Source organism: Bartonella rhinolophi, from assembly GCF_036576165.1.
GTDB lineage: Bacteria > Pseudomonadota > Alphaproteobacteria > Rhizobiales > Rhizobiaceae > Bartonella.
Window position 1 is genome coordinate 1 of record NZ_JBAFWY010000009.1, and the last position, 22,064, is coordinate 22,064.

A 22,064-nucleotide genomic window follows, 5' to 3' on the forward strand; every position below is an offset into this window, starting at 1 on the left:
TGGTTATGCCTGGTGATAACGTTGCTATGGATGTTTCTTTGATTGTTCCAATTGCAATGGAAGAAAAACTTCGTTTCGCTATTCGTGAGGGTGGTCGTACTGTTGGTGCAGGTATCGTTTCTAAGATCATTGAGTAAATAATGGTTACTAAAAAGCCGTCTTTTTTATTAAAGGCGTTTTGCGTAACAGGGAAATAAAGAGCATGAACAGTCAAAATATCCGCATTCGCTTGAAAGCATTTGATCATCGTATTCTTGATGCATCGACTCGTGAGATTGTGTCGACCGCTAAGCGTACTGGTGCTAATGTCCGTGGTCCCATTCCGCTTCCAACGCGGATTGAAAAATTTACGGTTAATCGTGGTCCGCACATCGATAAGAAGAGTCGTGAGCAATTTGAAATGCGTACACATAAGCGTCTTCTTGATATTGTTGATCCAACACCGCAAACAGTTGATGCGCTAATGAAGCTCGATCTTTCTGCTGGTGTAGATGTTGAGATTAAGCTCTGAGGTTTGAGGATAGAAGGAACAGATCCTATGCGTTCAGGTGTAATAGCACAGAAACTGGGCATGACCCGTATTTATAATGATGCTGGTGAGCATGTACCAGTCACAGTACTTCGTTTGGAAAATTGTCAAGTTATTGCTCAACGGACAATTGAAAAAAATGGTTATACTGCTGTTCAATTAGGCGTGGGCTTTGTTAAGGTTAAAAATACTTCGAAAGCTCTTCGTGGACATTTTGCTAAAGCTTCAGTTGAGCCGAAAGCTAAGATAGTAGAATTTCGTGTTAGTCCCGATAATCTTCTTGATGTTGGTACTGAAATTACTGCAGAGCATTTTATTCCAGGACAAAAGGTTGATGTGACAGGTACGAGTATTGGTAAAGGTTTTGCTGGTGTTATGAAGCGGCACAACTTTGGTGGGCATCGTGCTTCACATGGTAATTCAATTACACATCGTGCTCATGGTTCGACAGGTCAATGTCAAGATCCAGGCAAAGTGTTTAAAGGTAAAAAGATGGCTGGTCATATGGGGCAGGTACGTGTAACGACGCAAAATATTGAGGTTGTTTCTACGGATGTTGAACGTGGCTTAATTTTAGTGCGTGGTTCTGTTTCTGGCTCTAAAGGATCTTGGATTTTGGTGCGAGATGCTATAAAAAAGCGTCTCCCTGATAATGTGCCAAAACCTGCTGGTATTCGTCATCTTATAAAGGAGAAAGTGGAGATGGTTTCTCCAGTGAAGGGAAATTCTGAAACTGAGGGAGCCGAATGATGGATCTTATAGTTAAAGATTTTGATGGTAATGAATTTGGCAAAATAGAAATTTCTGAAGCTATTTTTGGTCTTATTCCGCGTGAAGATATTTTGCAGCGTGTTGTTCGTTGGCAGCTTTCTCGTCGCCAACAAGGAACGCATCAATCTCAAGGTCGATCTGATGTGTCTCGGACAGGAGCAAAGATGTTTAAGCAAAAAGGGACTGGGCGTGCTCGGCACTCATCTGCTCGTGCACCACAGTTTCGAGGTGGTGGTAAGGCGCATGGTCCGGTGGTCCGTAGCCATGCGCATGATCTTCCTAAAAAAGTTCGTGCGCTTGGATTGCGTTTTGCTTTATCAGCAAAATTAAAGGCAAATAATTTGATTGTGGTTGATGAGCTAAGTATTAAGGATTCTAAAACTAAAGCGCTTGCTTCTAATTTTTCTAAGCTTGGATTTAATAATGCTTTGATGATTGGTGGTAAAGAGATTGATGTTAATTTTTCTCGTGCGGCATCTAATATTCCTAATATTGATGTTTTACCGATTCAAGGAATTAATGTTTATGATATTTTGCGTCGCAAAAAACTTGTTTTGTCAAAAGCGGCTGTCGAAGTTCTTGAGGAGCGATTTAAATGACAGATCTTCGCTATTATGATGTAATTGTTAGTCCAGTTATTACTGAAAAGTCGACTATGATTTCTGAATATAATCAGGTTGCTTTTAATGTCGCATTAAAAGCGACAAAGCCTGAAATTAAGGCTGCTGTTGAAGCGCTTTTTAGCGTTAAGGTTAAGGCAGTCAACACTATTGTCCGTAAAGGTAAAGTGAAACGTTTCAAAGGTGTTATTGGTCAACAGAGTAATGTTAAGAAAGCGATCGTGACATTGGCTCATGGTCAGTCTATTGATGTGTCGACAGGTCTTTAAGAAGCTCGGAGATAAAAATAATGGCACTTAAGCACTTTAATCCGACTAGCTCAGGACGACGTCAGCTTGTTATTGTAGATCGTTCTTGTCTTTACAAGGGAAAGTCTGTAAAAACACTGACTGAGGGTTTGTCATCGAAGGGTGGGCGGAACAATCGTGGTCGAGTTACTGCTCGTTTCCAAGGTGGTGGTCATAAACGTAGTTATCGGTTTGTTGATTTTAAACGTCTTAAACGTGATATTCCTGCAAAAGTGGAGCGTTTAGAATATGATCCGAATCGTACTGCCTTTATTGCGTTAATTCGTTATGAGGATGGGCAATTAAATTATATTCTTGCACCGCAGCGTCTTGATGTTGGTGATTCTGTTATTGCTGGTTTGAATGTTGATGTTAAATCAGGTAATGCGATGCCGCTTGCTAATATGCCGGTGGGTACGATTATTCATAATGTTGAAATGAAACCAGGAAAGGGTGGTCAAATTGCGCGTTCGGCGGGAACTTATGCGCAGTTAGTTGGACGAGATCAGGGAATGGCCATTCTTCGTCTTAACTCTGGTGAGCAGCGTTTAGTACCTAGTAATTGTTTTGCAACTATTGGTGCAGTTTCAAATCCCGATCATGGGAATATTAATGATGGCAAAGCGGGTCGATCGCGTTGGCGTGGTAAGCGTCCACATGTTCGTGGTGTTGCTATGAATCCCGTTGATCATCCACATGGTGGTGGTGAGGGTCGTACATCAGGGGGGCGTCATCCAGTGTCTCCTTGGGGTAAGCCTACAAAAGGTAAGCGTACGCGCTCTAATAAAGCCACTGATAAGTTTATTATGCGTACGCGTCATCAGCGCAAGAAGTGAGAGAGGTAGTCTGAAGTGGTTCGTTCAGTTTGGAAAGGTCCGTTTGTTGACGGCTATCTTCTTGGAAAGGCAGAGAAGGTACGTGCAAGTGGGCGCAATGAAGTTATTAAAATATGGAGTCGTCGCTCTACTATTTTACCACAATTTGTTGGTTTAACTTTCGGTGTTTACAACGGAAATAAGCATATTCCTGTTTCTGTTTCTGAAGAGATGGTTGGGCATAAATTTGGTGAGTTTGCTCCCACCAGAACATATTATGGGCATGGTGCAGATAAAAAAGCGAAGAGGAAATAGGAATGGGAAAAGCTAAGGTTCTGCGCCGGCTTAAGGATAATGAGGCGAAGGCTGTTGCTCGGACAATTCGTGTTAGTCCGCAAAAACTTAATTTGCTTGCTGCAATGATTCGTGGTAAAAAAGTCAATACGGCGTTGGCTGATTTAACATTTTCACGTAAGCGTGTTGCTGAAACGGTTAAGAAAACTCTTGAATCAGCGATCGCAAATGCAGAAAATAATCATGATCTTGATATTGATTCGCTAATTGTTGCAGAAGCTTATGTTGGTAAGTCGATAGTGATGAAGCGTTTTCATGTTCGTGGTCGGGGTCGTACGAGTCGGATTGAACGTCCGTTTTCGCATCTTACTGTTATTGTTCGTGAAGTTACCGAAAAAGTGGAGGCCGCATAATGGGTCAGAAGATCAATCCAATAGGGCTTCGTCTCGGAGTTAATCGAACTTGGGATTCGCGTTGGTATGCCGATAGTGGTGAGTATGGGCAGCTTCTTCATGAAGATTTGAAAATTCGTTTGTATGTTCTTGAAGAATTGAAGCAGGCGGCTATTTCTAAAGTTGTTATTGAACGCCCTCATAAGAAGTGTCGTGTGACAATTCATTCAGCGCGTCCGGGTCTTATTATTGGTAAAAAAGGTGCTGATATTGAAAAACTTCGTCGTAAGCTTTCAGAGATGACGAATGCTGAGACTTCATTGAATATTGTGGAGATTCGTAAGCCAGAAGTTGATGCAACAATTATTGCGCAGTCAATTGCTCAGCAACTTGAACGTCGTGTTGCTTTTCGGCGTGCGATGAAGCGCGCAGTTCAGTCGGCTATGCGTCTTGGCGCGGAAGGTATTCGTATTAATTGTTCTGGTCGTCTTGGTGGTGCTGAAATTGCTCGTATGGAATGGTATCGTGAAGGTCGTGTTCCGCTTCATACTTTGCGTGCTGATGTTGATTATGGTACAGCGGAAGCTAAGACTGCTTATGGTATTTGTGGTATTAAAGTTTGGGTCTTTAAGGGTGAGATTCTTGAACATGATCCGATGGCTTCGGAGCGTCGTGCTATGGAAACTGATCACTCTGGTTCTTCGTCGAATCGTCGCCGCGAGAATGCTTAATTTTTGTGGTTGAATTAAAATTTGGAGTAGAGAGCAATGTTGCAGCCAAAGCGCACAAAGTTCCGTAAACAATTTAAAGGTCGTATTCGTGGCGCTTCGAAAGGTGGTACGGATTTGAATTTCGGTGCTTATGGTTTAAAAGCTGTTGAGCCAGAGCGTATTACTGCTCGTCAAATTGAAGCAGCGCGCCGTGCAATTACACGTTATATGAGGCGCTCTGGTCGTGTTTGGATTCGTATTTTTCCAGATCTTCCAGTTACATCTAAACCGACTGAAGTTCGTATGGGTAAAGGTAAGGGAAGTGTTGATTATTGGGCAGCTCGTGTTGCTCCTGGGCGTGTTATGTTTGAGCTTGATGGGGTTCCTGAAGATGTAGCACGTGAAGCATTGAGGTTAGGTGCTGCGAAGTTGCCTATTAAGACGCGATTCATTCAGCGTATTGCTGAGTAAAGAGGTTAAGCGATGAGAGCTACAGAATTACGGGTACAAACGCTCGATCAAATGAGAGATGAGTTGGCGAAGTTGAAGAAAGAACAATTTAATTTACGTTTTCAAAAAGCGACAGGTCAATTAGAAAAGACGGCGCGTGTTAAGCAGGTTCGTCGTGATATTGCGCGTGTTAAAACTTTTCTTCATCAAAAAATAAATGAAAATAAGGCTTAAGGAAATAAAATATGCCTAAACGCATTTTGCAGGGTGTTGTCGTTAGCGACAAAAATGATAAGACTGTAGTTGTGAGGGTGGAGCGTTATTATTCTCATCCACTTCTTAAAAAGACCGTTCGACAGTCTAAAAAATATAAGGCGCATGACGAAAATAATCAGTTCAAAATTGGTGATCAAATTTCTATTCAGGAATCTAGACCGATTTCGAAAGATAAATGCTGGATTGTTGTTTAAAGATAATTTAGTGTAATTAGTTAGGTTTATTGTTTCAAAATTTAGCAGTGTTTTTTTGTTGCTGAATTTGGGAGCATTAGCTTTTTCATTGTTTGGTGGGCGAGTCCGAATGTCTAAAAAGGCGTGATCGGGCGTAAATATTAAGAAAAGGTGGCCAGTCATGATTCAGATGCAAACAAACCTCGACGTGGCGGATAATTCTGGTGCTCGTCGTGTCATGTGCATCAAGGTGTTAGGTGGCTCAAAGCGGAAATATGCTTCGGTCGGTGACATTATTGTTGTTTCGGTTAAGGATGCTATTCCTCGTGGCCGTGTTAAAAAGGGTGATGTGATGAAAGCTGTAGTAGTTCGTGCTGCTAAAGATATTCGTCGCGCAGATGGTAGTGTAATTCGTTTTGATAGTAATGCTGCTGTTTTGGTAGATAATAAGAAAGAGCCAATTGGTACACGTATCTTTGGACCTGTTCCCCGTGAGCTTCGTGGTAAGAATCATATGAAGATCATTTCTCTCGCTCCTGAAGTGTTATAAGGAGTAGTGTTATGCAGAAGATTCGAAAAGGTGATAAAGTTGTCGTTTTATCTGGTAAAGATAAAGGGATTAGTGGTGAAGTAATGAAGGTAAATCCAAAGGAGAATAATGCTTTTGTTCGTGGAGTTAATATGATTAAGCGTCATCAGCGTCAAACGCAAAAGCAAGAAGCTGGGATTATTTCTAAGGAAGCTCCAATTCATTTATCTAATTTGGCGGTTGCTGATCCTAAAGATGGTAAGCCTACACGTGTAGGTTTTCGTATGAATGCGGATGGTAATAAGGTTCGTTTTGCCAAGCGTTCGGGAGAGTTGATTAATGGCTGAAGAAAAACAAAAGCCGCGTATGAAGACGCATTATTTTGAGGTGGTTCGTAAGACACTTCAAGATAAATTCAATTATAAAAATGAGATGCAGATTCCGCGGATTGATAAAATTGTAATTAATATGGGGGTTGGTGAAGCGACTGCTGATTCCAAGAAACCGTCTATTGCAGCTGAAGATTTGGCTTTGATAACAGGTCAAAAAGCTGTTGTTACCCGTGCGCGTAATTCTATCGCAACTTTTAAGGTTCGTGAAGGTATGCCGCTTGGAGCTAAAGTTACGTTGCGTAAAGATCGTATGTTTGAGTTTTTGGATCGTCTTGTTACGATTGCACTTCCGCGGGTTCGTGATTTTCGTAGTCTGAATCCAAAAAGTTTTGATGGTCGTGGCAATTTTGCTATGGGAATCAAAGAGCACATTGTGTTCCCAGAAATTAACTATGATAAAGTTGATCAAATTTGGGGCATGGATATTATCGTTTGTACGACAGCAAGGACGGATGATGAGGCGCGTGAATTATTGCGTGCTTTTAATTTTCCGTTTCGTTCGTAACGGCAAACGTAGTGAGGTAATGTTATGGCTAAAGTGAGTGCCGTTGAAAAAAATAAGCATCGTGAAGTAATGGTGAAGCGTTTTGCAGCACGTCGTGCACGTTTAAAAGCGATAACTATGGATCAGAAGATCTCTCTTGAAGAGCGTTTTAAAGCTTCTATTCAATTGGCGGAATTGCCGCGTAATTCCGCAAAGGTTCGTGTTCGTAATCGTTGTGAAGTTTCTGGACGTCCGCGGGCTTATTATCGTAAATTAAAGATGTCGCGGATTGCATTGCGAGAGCTTGGTTCTTTGGGTTATATCCCTGGTATTGTTAAGTCTAGTTGGTAAGAGGAGATTATTTAATGTCTATGTCGGATCCTCTTGGTGATATGTTAACGCGTATTCGTAATGCACTTTGTCGTAAAAAAGGAAAAGTTTTTACACCTACTTCGAAGCTTCGTGCGCGTGTTCTTGATGTTCTTCAGTCGGAAGGTTATATTCGTGGATATAATCAGGTTGATTTAGGTGATGGAAAATCTGAAATTGAAATTGAATTGAAGTATTTCGAAGGGTTAGCTGCTATTCGTGAAATTTCACGCGTTTCCAAACCTGGTCGTCGTGTGTATGTTTCTGCTAATTCTATTCCTCAGGTAGCAAATGGTCTTGGTATTTCAATTTTATCGACTCCTAAAGGGGTGATGGCAGATCATGAGGCACGTAAACAAAATGTTGGTGGAGAGCTTCTTTGTCGTGTTTTCTGAGTGATTATAAGAAAACAGAAGAAAGATAGGTGAAGAGAATGTCTCGTATTGGAAAAAAACCCATTTCAATTCCTTCTGGCGTTACTGCTACTGTTGAAGGTCAGTTAGTTAAGGCAAAAGGTCCCAAAGGTGAGCTAAGTTACGTTGTAAATGATGAAGTTTTAGTCAAATTCGAAGAAAACGCTATATCAGTTGCACCACGTGATCAATCGAAAGATGCTCGCTCTAAATGGGGAATGTCACGCTCAATGATTGAAAATATTTTTTGTGGTGTGAAGGATGGTTTTGAAAAAAAGCTTGAAATTAGTGGTGTTGGTTATCGTGCTGCTTTGCAGGGACGGGATGTTCAGCTGTCGTTAGGTTTTTCGCACGATGTTATTTATAAAGTGCCATTGGGTGTTACTGTAACAGTTCCTAAGCCAACAGAAATTATTGTTTCTGGGATTGATAAGCAGCAAGTTGGGCAAGTTGCGGCAGAAATTCGTGAATATCGTAGACCTGAGCCTTATAAAGGTAAAGGTGTTAAGCATGCAGATGAACGTATTTTCCGTAAAGAAGGTAAAAAGAAGTAAGGATTTTGCATCATGGTTTCGTCTAAGGACATTATTCAACGTCGCGCACGACGTGTTCGTCGTCGGATTAAAATAGTTTCTAATGATCGTCCACGGCTCAGCGTTTATCGCTCAAATCAGAATATTTATGCTCAAATTATTGATGATTCGCGTGGACATACGCTTGTTTCTGCATCTACCCTTGAAGGTGATTTAAAGAAATCTTTAAAAAGTGGTTCTGATAAAGAAGCAGCTTTTGCTGTTGGAAAATTAATTGCTGAGCGCGCAAAAAAGGCTGGTGTTAATAAAGTGGTTTTTGATCGCGGTGCGTATGTTTATCATGGTAGAGTGAAGGCATTGGCTGAAGCTGCTCGTGAAAGTGGTTTGAGCTTTTAAAGTGTTTTATTTGGAGATTTTGATAAAGAAATTTTAGGGTGTTTCGTATAAATTTCTTCAGTTTTGTGTTGAAATTTTATTGGCGTGCTTCCGGAAAAGAAAAAGGAATGAGGAATGGCACAGAAAGAACGTAGTGAGCGGGATGAGCGTGACGGTGAGCTTGTTGACAGGCTTGTTCACATTAATCGTGTTGCTAAAGTTGTTAAAGGTGGTCGACGTTTTGGTTTTGCTGCTCTTGTTGTTGTTGGAGATCAAAAGGGGCGTGTCGGTTTTGGTCATGGTAAGGCGCGAGAAGTGCCAGAGGCAGTTCGGAAAGCTACAGAATCTGCGAAGCGTGGGATGATTTATGTTCCACTTCGGTCTGGGCGTACCTTGCATCACGATCTTGAGGGGCGTCATGGGGCTGGTCGTGTTTTGTTGCGTTCGGCTTCTGCTGGTACTGGTATTATTGCTGGGGGTCCAATGCGTGCTATTTTTGAAACTCTTGGTATGCAGGATGTTGTTGCAAAATCGCTTGGGTCATCAAACCCTTATAATATGGTGCGTGCAACTTTTGATGCGTTAAAGCATCAGATGCATCCTAAAGATATTGCTGCTCAACGTGGTATCAAATATTCGATTTTGCAGGCGCGTCGTCAAGGTTTTGTTGATGCGGAAGGGTAATTTCTGAGGTTATCAGAAAAGGAATTAGGAAATGGTTCAGAAAAAATCTCAGAACGGTAAAACTGTGACGGTAGAACAGATTGGAAGTCCAATTCGGAAGCCGCAGTTTCAGCGTGCAACGTTGAAGGGGCTTGGGTTGAATAAAATGCGGCGGCGGAGTGTTTTAAATGATACTCTTTGTGTGCGGGGTATGATTGCTAAGGTTCAGCATCTCGTTCGAGTTATAGATGAAGATTAAAGGTTGCGGGAGTATAGAATATGAAACTCAATGAACTGCGTGATTGTGAAGGCGCAACAAAGAGTTGTAAGCGTGTAGGGCGTGGTATTGGTTCTGGTACTGGTAAAACTGGTGGCCGTGGTGTTAAAGGGCAAAGATCTCGTTCTGGTGTTTCGCTAAATGGTTTTGAAGGCGGGCAGATGCCTATTTATCGTCGTTTGCCAAAGCGTGGGTTTAGAAATTTTTTTGCTAAGAACTATAATGAAGTTTCTCTAGGACGTGTCCAATTGGCAGTTGATTCGGGAAGATTGAATATTGAGAAACCAGTTGATGCTGTTGCATTAAAAGAAGCAGGAATTATTCGTCGTGTGAAAGATGGAGTTCGTCTTCTTTCTGATGGTGAGTTGAAAGCTAAGATTACGTTTAATATTTCTGGTGCTTCTGAGGCTGCTCGTATCAAGATTGAAAAAGTTGGTGGTCAGGTTATTTCTCCTGCAGTTATTCGATAAATTTTTTTGATATGAATAGTGGTTAAGGAAAGGGGTGTTAGCATCTCTTTACAGGGTGTTTTTGTAAAAAAGTATTTCAGTTTTATATTCATTTATGTGTAACGATATGAATTTTAAAGTTGCGCTTTTGTGATTTAAAGAACTGAAGTGTGGATTGGAGACGTTTTATGGCATCAGCGGCAGAGCAATTTGCTTCCAATATAAGCTTTGGTACTTTTTCACGTGCAACAGAACTGAAAAAGCGTATTTGGTTTACCTTAGCTGCGCTTCTTGTGTATCGTTTTGGTACTTATATTTCTCTTCCTGGTATTAATATTGATGCTTTACGGCAAACATTTGAGCACCATGCATCAGGTGTGTTAGGATTATTTAATATGTTTGCTGGAGGTGCTGTTGGACGCATGGCAATTTTTGCGCTGGGAATTATGCCTTATATATCAGCGTCAATTATTGTGCAATTGTTAACTTCAGTTATTCCTTCATTAGAGTCTCTTAAAAAAGAGGGAGAGTTAGGGCGTAAGGTTATTAATCAGTATACCCGTTATGTGACCGTAATATTAGCGATTTTGCAGGCTTTTGGTATTGCTGTTGCACTTGAAACTGGTATAGGGACAGGGCTTCAGGTTGTCTTAGAGCCAGGTCTTATGTTCCGTATTTCTTCTGTTATTACGCTTGTTGGCGGGACAATGTTTTTAATGTGGCTTGGTGAGCAGATCACGTCACGTGGTATTGGGAATGGGGTTTCCCTTATTATTTTTACAGGAATTGTGGCTAATTTTCCTTCTACTTTTGCTCAGCTTTTAACTGCTCATAGTCAGGCTGATTTATCAACTTTTTTACTAATAGGAATTGTTTTTATTGCTGTTTTTGTTATCGGAGTTATTGTTTTTGTAGAACGTGCGCAACGGCGAATTCTTATTCAGTATCCGAAGCGTCAGGTTGGTAATCAAATGTTTCAGGGTGATATGTCGCATCTTCCTTTAAAATTGAATACTGCTGGTGTTATTCCACCAATTTTTGCTTCGTCTTTGTTGTTGTTACCTGCAACTGTTAATAACTTCTCTGATAATATGCCACATTGGGTTCAAGCAATTTCTTATTCTCTTGCTCATGGGCAGCCACTTTATATGATTGTTTATGCTGGTTTAATGGCGTTTTTTTGCTTTTTTTATACAGCTATTGTATTTAATCCGAGCGATACAGCAGATCAATTGAAAAAGCATTCTGGTTTTATTCCAGGGATTCGTCCTGGGGAACGTACAGCCGAATATATTGATTATGTTTTGACACGTATTACTGTTGTGGGTGCAGTTTATATTATTTTGGTTTGTTTATTACCTGAGTTTATGATATCTGCGCTAGGAGTTCCTTTTTATCTTGGGGGAACGTCTTTATTGATTGTTGTTACTGTTACGCTTGACACAGTTGCTCAAATTCAGGGGCATCTTGTTGCGCATCAATATGAAGGGTTGATTAAAAAATCAAAGCTTCGTGGGGGTAGAAAGAATCGATGAAAATTATTCTTTTAGGTCCTCCTGGAGCTGGAAAAGGTACGCAGGCTAAAATGTTAGCTGAAGAGTATAATATTCCTCAATTATCGACAGGTGATATGCTGCGTGAGGCTATTGTTAGAGAAACAGAGATTGGTAAAAAAGCTAAAACTATTGTGGATTCGGGTATTTTAGTACCTGATAGTATCGTTAATCAAATTGTATCAGACCGTATTGAAGAAAGCGATTGTGCGAGTGGTTTTGTATTGGATGGGTACCCGCGCACTGTTGCGCAGGCGGAGGCTTTACAACAGATATTGCAGTCAAAAAATATGCAACTTGATGCTGTTATCGAGTTGACTGTTGATGAAGATGCATTAATTGAGCGAATGAAAAAACGTGCTCAGGAAACAGTAGCTGTTGGTGGAAAGGTTCGTTCAGATGATACTCCTGTTATTTTTGCAAAGCGATTAGTGGAATATCGTGAAAAAACTGCTCCCTTATCAAAATTTTATTTAGAGAGGGGATTATTAAAAGTAGTTGATGGAATGGTTAGTGTTACAGAGGTGTCGCGCGTGATTAAAAACTTCTTTTTATAAGGAATTTTTTCTAGAAATAAATGAAAAGAGTTGACTTTTATGGCGAAATCTATCAAAAGCAGACTTAGTTTACTTCAGTGAAATGATGGGCTTTAGGGCATTTTTATGCAAAGTCTTTATTTTCTGTAAGATACATCAAATATTTTAATGATTGACTGTCAACATCATCAAGGAGAATAGGCGTGGCTCGTATTGCTGGCGTCAATATCCCGACAAATAAGCGTGTAGTTGTTGCGCTTCAGTATATTTACGGGATTGGACAAAAATTTGCTCAAGAAATTACCAAAAAAGTTGGCATTCCTGCGGAACGTCGTGTGCATGAGCTTTCGGATGCGGAAGTGTTGCAGATTCGTGAAGCGATAGATCAGGGCTATCAAGTTGAAGGGGATCTTCGCCGTGAGGTTGCGATGAATGTTAAACGTTTAATGGATCTTGGTTGTTATCGTGGGTTACGGCACCGCCGCTCTTTGCCCGTTCGTGGGCAGCGTACACATACAAATGCGCGTACGCGTAAAGGTCCTGCAAAGGCGATCGCTGGTAAGAAAAAGTGATGATGTCTTTAATAAAGGTTTTTTTTTAGATATTTTGTTTCTTATTGAAATTTTCAAAAGGACAAAAGAAGGTGGAGCTGCTGGTATTACGGCGGTGAAGAGATCGTTGGAAGGAAAGTTATGGCAAAGGAAGCCACACGTGTTCGTCGTCGCGAACGTAAAAATATTTCGTCAGGTGTTGTGCATATTAACTCAACATTTAACAACACGATGATTACAATTACTGATGCTCAAGGAAATACAATTGCGTGGTCTTCTGCTGGTGCTCAGGGGTTTAAAGGTTCGCGTAAATCTACACCTTTTGCAGCTCAGGTTGCAGCAGAGGATTGTGCTAAAAAAGCACAAGAGCATGGTATGCGTTCATTAGAGGTTGAGGTTTGTGGTCCTGGGGCAGGTCGCGAATCAGCTCTGCGTGCATTGCAGTCTGTTGGTTTTACAATTGTTTCCATTCGCGATGTAACGCCGATTCCTCATAACGGGTGCCGTCCGCGAAAAAGGCGGCGTGTTTAATTGGGTATTGTTTTTCGTTGTCAGAGTCTTCTCTGATGTTCACATTGTCCGTTACGATTGAATGGTAGCGGAAGTAAAAGAACGGGAATAAAAGTATGATCCAGAAAAACTGGCAAGAATTGATAAAACCCAATAAGGTTGAGTTTTATGCGCATGATAATCCAAATGTTTCAAGTGTGATTGCGGAGCCTCTTGAGCGGGGTTTTGGTTTAACGTTAGGGAATGCGCTTCGTCGTGTCTTATTGTCATCGCTTCGTGGTGCTGCGATTACCGCTGTACAAATTGATGGTGTATTGCATGAGTTTTCATCGATTTCGGGTGTTCGTGAGGATGTTACGGATATTATTTTGAATATTAAAGAGATCGCTATTCGTATGGAGGAAGAGGGTCCCAAGCGTATTGTCCTTTGTAAAGAAGGTCCTGGTATTGTTAAAGCTGGAGATATCAAGACTGTTGGAGATATGGAAATTCTGAATCCTGAGCATGTTATTTGTACTCTTGATGAAGGTGCTGAGATTCGTATGGAGTTTATTGTCAATTCAGGGAAGGGTTATGTTCCATCTGACCGTAACTGTGTTGATGATGCGCCAATAGGTCTTATTCCAGTTGATAGTCTTTATTCGCCTATTCGTAAAGTATCTTATAAAGTGGAGAATACGCGTGAAGGTCAAGTTCTGGATTACGATAAATTGACGCTAACTATTGAAACAAATGGTGCGGTTAATGGAGAGGATGCGGTTGCTTTCGCTGCACGGATCCTTCAGGATCAATTATCACTGTTTGTCAATTTTGAAGAGCCGCAGAAAGAGATTGTCGAAGAGTCCGCCTCTGAGCTTGCTTTTAATCCTGCACTTCTTAAGAAAGTAGATGAGTTAGAACTTTCAGTCCGTTCGGCAAATTGTCTTAAGAATGATAATATTGTCTATATTGGTGATCTTATTCAAAAAACGGAATCTGAAATGCTTAGGACGCCGAACTTTGGACGAAAGTCATTAAATGAGATTAAGGAAGTGTTGGCTTGCATGGGGCTTCATCTCGGTATGGAAGTTCCTACATGGCCACCTGAAAACATTGACGATCTTGCTAAACGTTATGAAGATCAGTATTGAAATTTGAGATTTAAGGAGAGAGCTTATGCGCCATAGTAAGTCAGGTCGTAAGTTGAACCGGACTGCCAGTCACCGTAAAGCAATGTTTGCAAATATGGCGATTTCGCTGATCGAGCATGAGCAGGTCGTGACAACACTTCCAAAGGCGAAAGAAATTCGCCCTATTGTTGAAAAATTAATTACGCTTGGTAAGCGTGGGGATTTACATGCACGTCGGCAAGCAATTTCAACTATTCGTGATGTTGGGAAGGTTGCGAAGTTATTTGATACACTTGCACCACGTTATGTGTCGCGTAATGGTGGATATTTGCGCATTATGAAAGCAGGTTTTCGTACTGGTGATAATGCTCCTATGGCTGTTATAGAGTTTGTGGATCGTGATGTTGATGCGAAGGGTGCTGTAGATCGCGTACGCATGGAAAGTGTAGAAAAAGAGAAAAAAGTTTCTTCATAAGACATTTTCTTTTTTCTAAATTCTTAAAAGCCGTCTTTTAAAGGCGGTTTTTTATTAGCATTTTAGAGTGATGTTTTATTCATGAAGTGAATGCAAAAATAAGGTTATGCAATATTGCATTATTTTGTTTTTATAATATTTGTTATTCAGGTGAGCTTTTGTTATTTTGAATTATAAATATCAATAATAATCTTTAGCTTATGGGGAAGAGAAGTTTATTGTCTTGTTGAAGGATAGGTTATTTAGTAGGAGCGAATAATGAGGCGTTCTCTTTTTTTGTGTGTTTTTTTAGCGATTGTGGCGCAGGCATTATTCCGTTGTGCGTATGCTCAAATTCCGCAAACAAAATCAGAAATTACTCTTTCGTTTGCTCCTTTAGTTAAAAAGACTATTCCTTCTGTTGTAAATATTTATGCAGCTCGAAAAATTAGAGCACGCTCTCCTTTTGAAGGTGATCCGTTTTTTGAGCAGTTTTTTGGTCGTTTCCAAAATAATCGTCCCTTACGTACGCAGTCATCATTGGGTTCTGGAGTGATTGTTGATGCGCGTGGTTTGATTGTTACCAATTACCATGTTATTAAAGATGCGAGTGAAATTAAGGTTGCTCTTTCTGATGGACGGGAGTTTGCCAGTAAGATCATGCTAAAAGATGAGGCAACTGATATTGCGGTGCTTGAAATTGATACGCAAGGTGCTCAATTTCCCGTTCTTTCTTTGGGAGATTCTGATGTAGTTGAAGTAGGCGATCTTGTTCTTGCAATTGGGAACCCTTTTGGTGTTGGTCAAACGGTTACAAGTGGTATTGTTTCAGCACAAGCGCGTACGCGTGTTGGCATTTCTGATTTTGACTTTTTTATTCAAACAGATGCTGCCATTAATCCAGGGAATTCTGGGGGCGCTTTAATTGATATGAAGGGGCAACTCATCGGGATTAATACAGCTATTTATTCTCGCTCTGGTGGTTCTGTCGGAATTGGTTTTGCTATTCCAGCAAATCTTGTGAAGGTAATGCTTGATACTGTTCGACGCGGAGAAAAATATTTTATACCACCTTATATTGGTGCATCTTTTCAAAATATTACGCCTGATATCGCAGTTGCTTTAAGTTTAGAACGTCCTTATGGCGTTCTTGTTGTTGAGGTTATTAAAGATAGTCCTGCTGCAAAAGCTGGTTTAAAAATAGGTGATATTATTTTGAGTGCGCAAGGGATGCGAGTTGATAGTTCTGATGGTCTTGGATATCGTTTGATGACTGCTGGTATTGGGAGCAATTTTGTTTTAGAGTATCTGCGAAATGGGAAAACGTTTAAAACAAGTATAACTGTTTCACCAATATCAGAATCTGTACTTTCAAAATCTGAAAAAATTATGAATGAAGGTCCACTTTTTGGTGCTGAAGTATTGGATTTAACATCGCAAAATAGTTGGCGTTTTCATCTTCCTAGGACTGCGAAAGGTGTTGTGATTACTAATCTTGATGAAATGAGCAATGCTTCAGAAATTTTTCGCTCTGGAGATATTTTGCGTGTTGTGAATGGTCATAAAATTCATACAGTCAGTCAGCTAAAAAATGTTCTTATGCAAGGTCGTCCACGTGTTTGGCAATTAGAATATGAACGTGATGGTATGTATATTCGCCAATTTGTTCGCTGAGGTTTTTTTTTGAGTAAAGATTTTTTTACTTCGTCTTTTGATTTTCAAGTTGATAAAAATCGACCGCTTGCAGAAAGGATGCGTCCTCGCTCTCTTAATGATGTAACGGGACAAAATCATCTGATTGGAGAAAATGGCTTACTTTCGCGCATGGTGGCATCTGGTTCGTTTGGTTCAATGATTTTTTGGGGACCTCCAGGGACAGGAAAAACAACGATTGCACGCTTATTAGCACTTGAAACAAATTTCGCTTTTGAGCAAGTTTCTGCTATTTTTACTGGAGTTGCTGAGCTTAAGAAGATTTTTGAAGTCGCTCAGAGTCGCTTTATGTCTGGGTGTAAAACGCTTTTGTTTGTTGATGAAATTCATCGGTTTAACCGTGCTCAGCAGGATAGTTTTCTTTCCGTTATGGAAGATGGGACTGTGACTCTCATAGGTGCAACAACTGAAAATCCATCATTTGAACTTAATGCTGCTCTTCTTTCTCGTGCACGTGTTTTGACTTTTTTTCCTCATGATAATGAAAGTTTAAATGTACTTTTGAAGCGTGCTGAGGAAGTGGAAGGGAAGAGACTTCCCTTGGATGGTGATGCTAGAGATGTTTTGGTAAGGATGTCTGATGGTGATGCGCGGGCAGCATTAACATTGGCAGAGGAAATTTGGTGTGCTGCACAACCAGGAGAGCTTTTCGATTCTGTAGCTCTACAAGAAATTATTCAACGTCGCGCTCCAATTTATGATAAGGGACGGGATGGTCATTATAATCTCATTTCAGCATTGCATAAATCAGTTCGTGGCTCTGATCCTGATGCTTCCCTTTATTATTTGGCGCGTATGTTTGATGCGGGTGAAGATCCTTTATATATCGGACGAAGATTAGTTCGTATGGCTGTCGAAGATGTTGGTTTGGCGGATCCGCAAGCTCTTGTCATTTGTAATGCAGCGAAGGATGCTTACGATTATTTAGGATCTCCTGAGGGGGAGTTGGCTTTGGCGCAAGCATGTCTTTATATTGCGACTGCACCAAAATCAAATGCAACATATCTTGCTTATAAGGCGGCTATGAATTGCGCGCGCAAATATGGTTCTTTGCCTCCTCCTAGACATATTCTTAATGCGCCTACAAAATTTATGGAAAAGGAAGGGTATGGGCGTGGTTATCGCTATGACCATGATGAACCAGATGCTTTTTCAGGACAGGAATATTTTCCTGAAAAACTTGGGCACCAAATTTATTATCAGCCGCAAAAACGTGGTTTTGAGCGTGAGATTGTTAAGCGTCTTGAGTGGTGGAAAAAATTACGACAAGAACGGGGCAATTAAAAGTAAAATTTTAGTTGAGGTGAAATTTTTTTATTGTTTTCGGACTCGTTTTATTCCGATTATATAACTCTAATTACAGTTTAGATTCATGCTTAAAGCGCTTATTATTTTCTATAGAGTGAAATATTTTCCTTTTTGTATAATCAGAAGATTCATATATCTTTACGCCTTAAAATGAGGTTTTAAGGAATGGTTTGTGCAGTTGTAATTATAGGCTGCTCTGTAATTTAAAAGTTTGCATTGAATGCAGTATTGCATAGTTTTGATTGGTGATAATATCAATAATGAGGTAATTATTAAGGGGAGCTTATCTTTAAATTTCTTACAAGGAAATGTTAAAGAGATGTGTATTAAAGTGTTGTGGCGAAATTTAAATTGTTTCTTTTGGGGAGGAGAGCTATAAATGTGCCAAGCTTCTCTCTTTTTTATGCGGTAGTGAGATGTTGTGGACACAATACGGTAATAAAAATGGAAATAGTCTGTGAAAATCTAAACTCAAGGCTTTAGTTAAGTTAAAAGAACAGTATACACTGAAGACTGGATTGTTGTGATTTGGTAAGGATATAATCGTGGATAAAACAAAAGCTCTAGATGCAGCTCTATCACAAATTGAACGTTCTTTTGGTAAAGGCTCAATTATGCGTCTTGGGCAAAAAGAGCAAGTTGTTGAAATTGAAACAGTTCCAACAGGTTCATTATCTCTCGATATTGCTTTAGGTGTAGGTGGATTACCGAAAGGACGCATTGTTGAGATTTATGGACCAGAAAGCTCTGGGAAGACTACACTGGCTCTTCATGCTATTGCTGAGGCACAGAAAACTGGTGGGGTTTGCGCTTTTATAGATGCAGAACATGCTCTTGATCCTATTTATGCACGTAAGCTTGGTGTTGACTTAGAAAATTTGTTTATTTCTCAGCCGGATACTGGTGAACAAGCATTAGAAATTACTGAGACACTTGTTCGCTCTGGTGCAGTTGATGTGCTCGTTGTTGATTCAGTGGCGGCTTTGACACCGCGTGCAGAAATTGATGGTGAGATGGGTGACGCTTTACCTGGATTACAAGCTCGGTTAATGAGTAAAGCTTTGCGAAAACTTACAGCATCAATTTTTCGTTCTAACTGCATGGTTATCTTTATTAATCAAATTCGTATGAAAATTGGGGTAATGTTTGGTTCTCCTGAAACGACAACAGGTGGAAATGCTCTAAAATTTTATGCTTCTGTTCGTTTGGATATTCGCCGCATTGGGGCAATTAAAGATCGGGATATGGTTGTTGGCAATCAGACGCGCGTTAAAGTGGTAAAGAATAAATTGGCACCTCCATTTAAACAGGTTGAGTTTGATATTATTTACGGTGAGGGCATTTCCAAATTAGGTGAGTTGATTGATTTGGGAGTCAAAGTTGGCATTGTAGAAAAGTCTGGCTCGTGGTTTTCTTATAATTCTCAACGTTTAGGGCAGGGGCGTGAAAATGTGAAGCAGTTTTTACGTGAACATACAGAAATAGCTACGGAAATCGAAAAGGCTTTGCGTCAAAATGCTGGTTTGATTGCGATTGAATTGTTAGAAAATGCAGGGTCAGAGAATATAGAAAGTGATGAAACAATTTGATGGAGTGTTTGTTTAAATACAATTACATCATTTAATACGTCATTTAAAATTTTTTCTATTTTTATTTTTTAAAACTTTTAAATATAAGATCGTTTACTTTTCAATTTTTTTAAAAAATATTTCTGTCTTTGATTAAATCGATTCTACGAGTGAAAAAGAAGGTATTTAATAAAAGGTGGTGTTTTTCTTTTATTCTGTACTCTGCAGGTGTCAATATGAATAGCGTTAATAGCATTCGGTCAACTTTTCTGGATTATTTTCATCTTAATGGACATAAAGTTCTTTCTTCCAGTCCACTTGTTCCACGTAATGATCCTACACTCATGTTTACAAATGCAGGAATGGTGCAGTTTAAAAGTGTTTTTACTGGGCTTGAACAGCTTTCTTATAAACAAGCTACAACAGCACAAAAATGTGTACGTGCGGGTGGAAAGCATAATGATCTTGACAATGTTGGTTATACAGCGCGCCATCATACTTTTTTTGAAATGTTGGGTAATTTTTCTTTTGGAGATTATTTTAAAGAAGAGGCAATTTTTTTTGCATGGCATCTTTTAACAAAGGAATTTTGCCTTCCAAAAGAGAGATTATTGGTGACTGTTTATCATAGTGATGATGTTGCTGCTGAATTATGGCGTAAAATTTCAGGTCTTCCAGATGAAAAAATTGTCCGTATTGCGACAGCTGATAATTTTTGGGCGATGGGAGATATAGGTCCTTGTGGCCCTTGTTCAGAAATTTTTTATGATCATGGTGATAAAATTTGGGGAGGTCCTCCTGGAAGCGCTGATGAAAATGGTGATCGCTTTATTGAGATTTGGAATCTTGTCTTTATGCAGTATGAGCAAGTGAGTAAAGAAGAACGTGTTGAATTGCCTCGTCCTTCTATAGATACAGGCATGGGATTAGAACGTATTGCTGCTGTTTTACAGGGTGTTCATGATAACTATGATATTGATCTTTTTCGTGCATTAATTGGTGCGTCACAAGAGTTAACAGGGGTTGAGGCAATTGGTGATTTTGTTGCGAGCCACCGTGTGATTGCTGATCATCTTCGTTCATCTGCATTTTTAATTGCGGATGGTGTTCTTCCTTCCAATGAAGGCAGGGGATATGTTTTACGTCGTATTATGCGTCGTGCTATGCGTCATGCTCATCTTCTTGGTGCTAAAGAACCGTTGATGTGGCGTCTTTTGCCTGCTTTAATTCGCGAAATGGGTCAAGCTTATCCTGAGTTAGTGCGTGCTGAATCTTTGATTTCAGAAATTTTGAAATTAGAAGAAATACGTTTTCGTAAAACTCTTGAACGAGGACTTGGTTTATTGAATGAGGCGAGTGTCAATTTGATAGAAGGGGATCACTTTAACGGTGAAATTGCTTTTAAACTTTATGATACATATGGCTTTCCACTTGATTTGACGCAAGATGTTCTTCGACGTCGTGGGATATCTGTTGATGTTGATGCTTTTGATAAAGCGATGGAACGTCAAAAAGAGGAAGCGCGCGCCAATTGGTCTGGTTCTGGTGAATCTGTAACAGAGACTATTTGGTTTTCTGTTCGTGATCAAGTGGGGACTACAGAGTTTTTAGGTTACGAAACAGAAAAGGCTGCAGGCATTATTACAGCTCTTGTATGTGATGGTAAAGTTGTTGACCATATCTTTTCAGGACAAAAAGCTGCTCTTGTTGTTAATCAAACCCCTTTTTATGGCGAATCTGGTGGGCAGATTGGTGATAGCGGGATCATTGCTGGCGAATGCTTTATTTTTGAGGTACATGATACTCAAAGAAAGGGTGATGGTGTTTTTGTTCATATTGGAGAAGTTAAATCTGGTCAAGTAAAGACATCTGATTGTGTAGAATTAACTGTTGATATTGCTCGTCGTAAAAAAATCTGTGCGAATCATTCTGCTACCCATTTATTGCACGAAGCCTTACGTCAAATATTAGGACCTCATGTTACACAGAAGGGCTCTCTTGTATCGCCGGATCGGTTGCGTTTTGATTTTTCCCATCCAAAATCAGTTTCTTTAGAAGAGTTGAAAAAAATAGAAAATTTAGCAAATGATATTGTTTTACAAAATAGTGAAGTAACAACACGCCTCATGGCAGTGGATGACGCAATTTCTGAAGGAGCGATGGCGTTATTTGGTGAAAAATATGGTGATGAAGTTCGCGTTGTTTCTATGGGGAAGCAGTTTGGACAAGAGGAATTTAAAAAATGTTGGTCAGTTGAGCTTTGTGGAGGCATGCATGTGGAGAGGACAGGGGATATTGGTTTGATTCATATTGTTTCTGAAAGCTCTGTTGCCGCTGGAGTTCGCCGTATTGAAGCTTTAACTGGTACAGCTGCGCGTCTCTATCTTAATCTCCAAGAAGAAAGAATCCGTGAAGTTGCGAATATTTTAAAAACTTCTTCTGTTGATGTGGAGGAACGTGTTCAAGCTTTGCTTGATGATCGCCGTAAACTTGAAAAAGAGTTAAATGATGCACGAAAGAAAATTGTGCTGAATGCTGAGACTATAAAAAGTGATCAAAAAGATATTACTATCGTCAACGGTATTTCTTTTATGGGGCGTGTTGTTAAAAATATTTCACCACGGGATCTTAAGGCATTGGTAGATTCTGGAAAAAAGCAAATTGGGTCTGGAGTGATCGCTTTTATTAATGTGTCAGAAGATAACAAGGGAAGCGCTGTTGTTGGTGTTACTGATGATTTAACTGATAGGCTAAATGCTGTTGATTTGGTTCGTGTTGTTGCAGATGTTCTTGGTGGTCAAGGTGGTGGTGGTCGTCCTGATATGGCACAGGCTGGTGGTTCTAAAGGAGAAAAAGCTGGTGAGGCTCTTGCAACGTTGAAAGCTTCTCTTGAAGGATAATTTCTGATTAATTCGGTGTGTTTGTTAAGCTTTTGGGTTTGTCAGCGACTTTTGTGGCAAA

32 protein-coding genes are annotated in these 22,064 nt (G+C 40.1%); all 32 read left to right on the forward strand.

Going from position 1 to position 22,064, the window contains the following annotated elements; translation table 11 throughout:
- On the forward strand, positions 1-137 hold a 137-nt coding region (locus V5N67_RS05755), incomplete at its 5' end, for an EF-Tu C-terminal domain-related protein (protein WP_455708587.1).
- 65 nt (positions 138-202) lie between these two features.
- Entirely contained in the window at positions 203-511 is a 309-nt protein-coding gene (gene rpsJ / locus V5N67_RS05760) for a 30S ribosomal protein S10 (RefSeq protein WP_004855744.1), read from the forward strand.
- A 27-nt stretch (positions 512-538) separates the two neighbouring features.
- Positions 539-1,279: a 50S ribosomal protein L3 gene (gene rplC / locus V5N67_RS05765; protein ID WP_332060945.1), complete on the forward strand. Its 741-nt coding sequence runs from the start codon at positions 539-541 to the stop codon at positions 1,277-1,279.
- Positions 1,279-1,899: a 50S ribosomal protein L4 gene (gene rplD, locus V5N67_RS05770; protein WP_332060986.1), complete on the forward strand. Its 621-nt coding sequence runs from the start codon at positions 1,279-1,281 to the stop codon at positions 1,897-1,899. Before rplC ends, rplD begins: the two co-directional genes overlap by 1 nt.
- Positions 1,896-2,189 (forward strand): 50S ribosomal protein L23, encoded by a 294-nt coding sequence (locus V5N67_RS05775; protein WP_332060946.1) that lies wholly within the window; start codon positions 1,896-1,898, stop codon positions 2,187-2,189. The genes rplD and V5N67_RS05775 overlap by 4 nt, the downstream gene beginning before the upstream one ends.
- Positions 2,190-2,209: 20 nt before the next feature.
- Positions 2,210-3,043 carry a 50S ribosomal protein L2 gene (gene rplB, locus V5N67_RS05780; RefSeq protein WP_332060947.1) on the forward strand — a complete coding sequence of 278 codons (834 nt, stop codon included), beginning with the start codon at positions 2,210-2,212 and terminating at the stop codon, positions 3,041-3,043.
- Positions 3,044-3,058: 15 nt separating this feature from the next.
- Complete coding sequence (rpsS, locus tag V5N67_RS05785; RefSeq protein WP_004855734.1) at positions 3,059-3,337, forward strand: 30S ribosomal protein S19; 279 nt, start codon at positions 3,059-3,061, stop codon at positions 3,335-3,337.
- Between the two features lie 2 nt (positions 3,338-3,339).
- Entirely contained in the window at positions 3,340-3,729 is a 390-nt protein-coding gene (gene rplV / locus V5N67_RS05790) for a 50S ribosomal protein L22 (protein WP_332060948.1), read from the forward strand.
- Positions 3,729-4,439, forward strand: a complete 711-nt coding sequence (gene rpsC / locus V5N67_RS05795) for a 30S ribosomal protein S3 (protein ID WP_332060949.1) — start codon at positions 3,729-3,731, stop codon at positions 4,437-4,439. Before rplV ends, rpsC begins: the two co-directional genes overlap by 1 nt.
- Positions 4,440-4,475: 36 nt before the next feature.
- Positions 4,476-4,889, forward strand: coding sequence for a 50S ribosomal protein L16 (gene rplP / locus V5N67_RS05800; protein WP_332060950.1), 414 nt, complete (start codon positions 4,476-4,478; stop codon positions 4,887-4,889).
- Between the two features lie 12 nt (positions 4,890-4,901).
- Positions 4,902-5,102 carry a 50S ribosomal protein L29 gene (rpmC, locus tag V5N67_RS05805; RefSeq protein ID WP_332060951.1) on the forward strand — a complete coding sequence of 67 codons (201 nt, stop codon included), beginning with the start codon at positions 4,902-4,904 and terminating at the stop codon, positions 5,100-5,102.
- Positions 5,103-5,113: 11 nt separating this feature from the next.
- A complete protein-coding gene (rpsQ, locus tag V5N67_RS05810) occupies positions 5,114-5,338 on the forward strand; it encodes a 30S ribosomal protein S17 (protein WP_332060952.1) in 225 nt (74 codons plus the stop codon).
- A gap of 160 nt (positions 5,339-5,498) precedes the next feature.
- Positions 5,499-5,867, forward strand: a complete 369-nt coding sequence (gene rplN, locus V5N67_RS05815; RefSeq protein ID WP_332060953.1) for a 50S ribosomal protein L14 — start codon at positions 5,499-5,501, stop codon at positions 5,865-5,867.
- A gap of 11 nt (positions 5,868-5,878) precedes the next feature.
- The gene (gene rplX / locus V5N67_RS05820) at positions 5,879-6,193 is read left to right on the forward strand and encodes a 50S ribosomal protein L24 (protein WP_332060954.1); all 315 of its coding nucleotides are present in this window, start codon (positions 5,879-5,881) and stop codon (positions 6,191-6,193) included.
- Positions 6,186-6,743, forward strand: a complete 558-nt coding sequence (gene rplE / locus V5N67_RS05825) for a 50S ribosomal protein L5 (protein WP_332060955.1) — start codon at positions 6,186-6,188, stop codon at positions 6,741-6,743. The genes rplX and rplE overlap by 8 nt, the downstream gene beginning before the upstream one ends.
- 24 nt (positions 6,744-6,767) lie before the next feature.
- Complete coding sequence (gene rpsN, locus V5N67_RS05830; protein WP_332060956.1) at positions 6,768-7,073, forward strand: 30S ribosomal protein S14; 306 nt, start codon at positions 6,768-6,770, stop codon at positions 7,071-7,073.
- Between the two features lie 14 nt (positions 7,074-7,087).
- Positions 7,088-7,486, forward strand: coding sequence for a 30S ribosomal protein S8 (gene rpsH / locus V5N67_RS05835; protein ID WP_332060957.1), 399 nt, complete (start codon positions 7,088-7,090; stop codon positions 7,484-7,486).
- A gap of 38 nt (positions 7,487-7,524) precedes the next feature.
- Positions 7,525-8,058, forward strand: a complete 534-nt coding sequence (gene rplF / locus V5N67_RS05840; RefSeq protein ID WP_332060958.1) for a 50S ribosomal protein L6 — start codon at positions 7,525-7,527, stop codon at positions 8,056-8,058.
- Positions 8,059-8,070: 12 nt separating this feature from the next.
- A complete protein-coding gene (gene rplR, locus V5N67_RS05845) occupies positions 8,071-8,433 on the forward strand; it encodes a 50S ribosomal protein L18 (RefSeq protein WP_332060959.1) in 363 nt (120 codons plus the stop codon).
- Between the two features lie 114 nt (positions 8,434-8,547).
- Positions 8,548-9,096 (forward strand): 30S ribosomal protein S5, encoded by a 549-nt coding sequence (rpsE, locus tag V5N67_RS05850; RefSeq protein ID WP_332060960.1) that lies wholly within the window; start codon positions 8,548-8,550, stop codon positions 9,094-9,096.
- A 31-nt stretch (positions 9,097-9,127) separates the two neighbouring features.
- Complete coding sequence (gene rpmD, locus V5N67_RS05855) at positions 9,128-9,334, forward strand: 50S ribosomal protein L30 (RefSeq protein WP_332060961.1); 207 nt, start codon at positions 9,128-9,130, stop codon at positions 9,332-9,334.
- Positions 9,335-9,354: 20 nt separating this feature from the next.
- Positions 9,355-9,822 (forward strand): 50S ribosomal protein L15, encoded by a 468-nt coding sequence (gene rplO, locus V5N67_RS05860; RefSeq protein ID WP_332060962.1) that lies wholly within the window; start codon positions 9,355-9,357, stop codon positions 9,820-9,822.
- Between the two features lie 167 nt (positions 9,823-9,989).
- Positions 9,990-11,336 carry a preprotein translocase subunit SecY gene (secY, locus tag V5N67_RS05865; RefSeq protein ID WP_332060963.1) on the forward strand — a complete coding sequence of 449 codons (1,347 nt, stop codon included), beginning with the start codon at positions 9,990-9,992 and terminating at the stop codon, positions 11,334-11,336.
- Entirely contained in the window at positions 11,333-11,911 is a 579-nt protein-coding gene (locus V5N67_RS05870; RefSeq protein ID WP_332060964.1) for an adenylate kinase, read from the forward strand. The genes secY and V5N67_RS05870 overlap by 4 nt, the downstream gene beginning before the upstream one ends.
- 182 nt (positions 11,912-12,093) lie before the next feature.
- Positions 12,094-12,462, forward strand: coding sequence for a 30S ribosomal protein S13 (rpsM, locus tag V5N67_RS05875; protein WP_332060965.1), 369 nt, complete (start codon positions 12,094-12,096; stop codon positions 12,460-12,462).
- A 120-nt stretch (positions 12,463-12,582) separates the two neighbouring features.
- A complete protein-coding gene (gene rpsK / locus V5N67_RS05880) occupies positions 12,583-12,972 on the forward strand; it encodes a 30S ribosomal protein S11 (RefSeq protein WP_332060966.1) in 390 nt (129 codons plus the stop codon).
- Between the two features lie 95 nt (positions 12,973-13,067).
- Positions 13,068-14,081 (forward strand): DNA-directed RNA polymerase subunit alpha, encoded by a 1,014-nt coding sequence (locus V5N67_RS05885; protein ID WP_332060967.1) that lies wholly within the window; start codon positions 13,068-13,070, stop codon positions 14,079-14,081.
- A 25-nt stretch (positions 14,082-14,106) separates the two neighbouring features.
- Complete coding sequence (rplQ, locus tag V5N67_RS05890) at positions 14,107-14,535, forward strand: 50S ribosomal protein L17 (RefSeq protein WP_332060968.1); 429 nt, start codon at positions 14,107-14,109, stop codon at positions 14,533-14,535.
- Positions 14,536-14,793: 258 nt separating this feature from the next.
- Positions 14,794-16,188: a DegQ family serine endoprotease gene (locus tag V5N67_RS05895; RefSeq protein ID WP_332060969.1), complete on the forward strand. Its 1,395-nt coding sequence runs from the start codon at positions 14,794-14,796 to the stop codon at positions 16,186-16,188.
- A 9-nt stretch (positions 16,189-16,197) separates the two neighbouring features.
- Entirely contained in the window at positions 16,198-17,511 is a 1,314-nt protein-coding gene (locus V5N67_RS05900) for a replication-associated recombination protein A (protein WP_332060970.1), read from the forward strand.
- Positions 17,512-18,080: 569 nt separating this feature from the next.
- On the forward strand, positions 18,081-19,124 hold the full coding sequence (gene recA, locus V5N67_RS05905; RefSeq protein ID WP_332060971.1) for a recombinase RecA: 1,044 nt from the start codon (positions 18,081-18,083) through the stop codon (positions 19,122-19,124).
- A gap of 215 nt (positions 19,125-19,339) precedes the next feature.
- Complete coding sequence (gene alaS, locus V5N67_RS05910; RefSeq protein WP_332060972.1) at positions 19,340-22,003, forward strand: alanine--tRNA ligase; 2,664 nt, start codon at positions 19,340-19,342, stop codon at positions 22,001-22,003.
- Positions 22,004-22,064: the final 61 nt, after the last annotated feature.

What these genes read in the sequence shown, in the direction of transcription:
- rpsJ (WP_004855744.1), top strand. Translation starts at nt 203, where the DNA reads ATGAACAGTCAAAATATCCGCATTCGCTTGAAAGCATTTGATCATCGT.
- rplC (WP_332060945.1), top strand. Translation starts at nt 539, where the DNA reads ATGCGTTCAGGTGTAATAGCACAGAAACTGGGCATGACCCGTATTTAT.
- rplD (WP_332060986.1), top strand. Translation starts at nt 1,279, where the DNA reads ATGGATCTTATAGTTAAAGATTTTGATGGTAATGAATTTGGCAAAATA.
- V5N67_RS05775 (WP_332060946.1), top strand. Translation starts at nt 1,896, where the DNA reads ATGACAGATCTTCGCTATTATGATGTAATTGTTAGTCCAGTTATTACT.
- rplB (WP_332060947.1), top strand. Translation starts at nt 2,210, where the DNA reads ATGGCACTTAAGCACTTTAATCCGACTAGCTCAGGACGACGTCAGCTT.
- rplV (WP_332060948.1), top strand. Translation starts at nt 3,340, where the DNA reads ATGGGAAAAGCTAAGGTTCTGCGCCGGCTTAAGGATAATGAGGCGAAG.
- rpsC (WP_332060949.1), top strand. Translation starts at nt 3,729, where the DNA reads ATGGGTCAGAAGATCAATCCAATAGGGCTTCGTCTCGGAGTTAATCGA.
- rplP (WP_332060950.1), top strand. Translation starts at nt 4,476, where the DNA reads ATGTTGCAGCCAAAGCGCACAAAGTTCCGTAAACAATTTAAAGGTCGT.
- rpmC (WP_332060951.1), top strand. Translation starts at nt 4,902, where the DNA reads ATGAGAGCTACAGAATTACGGGTACAAACGCTCGATCAAATGAGAGAT.
- rpsQ (WP_332060952.1), top strand. Translation starts at nt 5,114, where the DNA reads ATGCCTAAACGCATTTTGCAGGGTGTTGTCGTTAGCGACAAAAATGAT.
- rplN (WP_332060953.1), top strand. Translation starts at nt 5,499, where the DNA reads ATGATTCAGATGCAAACAAACCTCGACGTGGCGGATAATTCTGGTGCT.
- rplX (WP_332060954.1), top strand. Translation starts at nt 5,879, where the DNA reads ATGCAGAAGATTCGAAAAGGTGATAAAGTTGTCGTTTTATCTGGTAAA.
- rplE (WP_332060955.1), top strand. Translation starts at nt 6,186, where the DNA reads ATGGCTGAAGAAAAACAAAAGCCGCGTATGAAGACGCATTATTTTGAG.
- rpsN (WP_332060956.1), top strand. Translation starts at nt 6,768, where the DNA reads ATGGCTAAAGTGAGTGCCGTTGAAAAAAATAAGCATCGTGAAGTAATG.
- rpsH (WP_332060957.1), top strand. Translation starts at nt 7,088, where the DNA reads ATGTCTATGTCGGATCCTCTTGGTGATATGTTAACGCGTATTCGTAAT.
- rplF (WP_332060958.1), top strand. Translation starts at nt 7,525, where the DNA reads ATGTCTCGTATTGGAAAAAAACCCATTTCAATTCCTTCTGGCGTTACT.
- rplR (WP_332060959.1), top strand. Translation starts at nt 8,071, where the DNA reads ATGGTTTCGTCTAAGGACATTATTCAACGTCGCGCACGACGTGTTCGT.
- rpsE (WP_332060960.1), top strand. Translation starts at nt 8,548, where the DNA reads ATGGCACAGAAAGAACGTAGTGAGCGGGATGAGCGTGACGGTGAGCTT.
- rpmD (WP_332060961.1), top strand. Translation starts at nt 9,128, where the DNA reads ATGGTTCAGAAAAAATCTCAGAACGGTAAAACTGTGACGGTAGAACAG.
- rplO (WP_332060962.1), top strand. Translation starts at nt 9,355, where the DNA reads ATGAAACTCAATGAACTGCGTGATTGTGAAGGCGCAACAAAGAGTTGT.
- secY (WP_332060963.1), top strand. Translation starts at nt 9,990, where the DNA reads ATGGCATCAGCGGCAGAGCAATTTGCTTCCAATATAAGCTTTGGTACT.
- V5N67_RS05870 (WP_332060964.1), top strand. Translation starts at nt 11,333, where the DNA reads ATGAAAATTATTCTTTTAGGTCCTCCTGGAGCTGGAAAAGGTACGCAG.
- rpsK (WP_332060966.1), top strand. Translation starts at nt 12,583, where the DNA reads ATGGCAAAGGAAGCCACACGTGTTCGTCGTCGCGAACGTAAAAATATT.
- V5N67_RS05885 (WP_332060967.1), top strand. Translation starts at nt 13,068, where the DNA reads ATGATCCAGAAAAACTGGCAAGAATTGATAAAACCCAATAAGGTTGAG.
- rplQ (WP_332060968.1), top strand. Translation starts at nt 14,107, where the DNA reads ATGCGCCATAGTAAGTCAGGTCGTAAGTTGAACCGGACTGCCAGTCAC.
- V5N67_RS05895 (WP_332060969.1), top strand. Translation starts at nt 14,794, where the DNA reads ATGAGGCGTTCTCTTTTTTTGTGTGTTTTTTTAGCGATTGTGGCGCAG.
- alaS (WP_332060972.1), top strand. Translation starts at nt 19,340, where the DNA reads ATGAATAGCGTTAATAGCATTCGGTCAACTTTTCTGGATTATTTTCAT.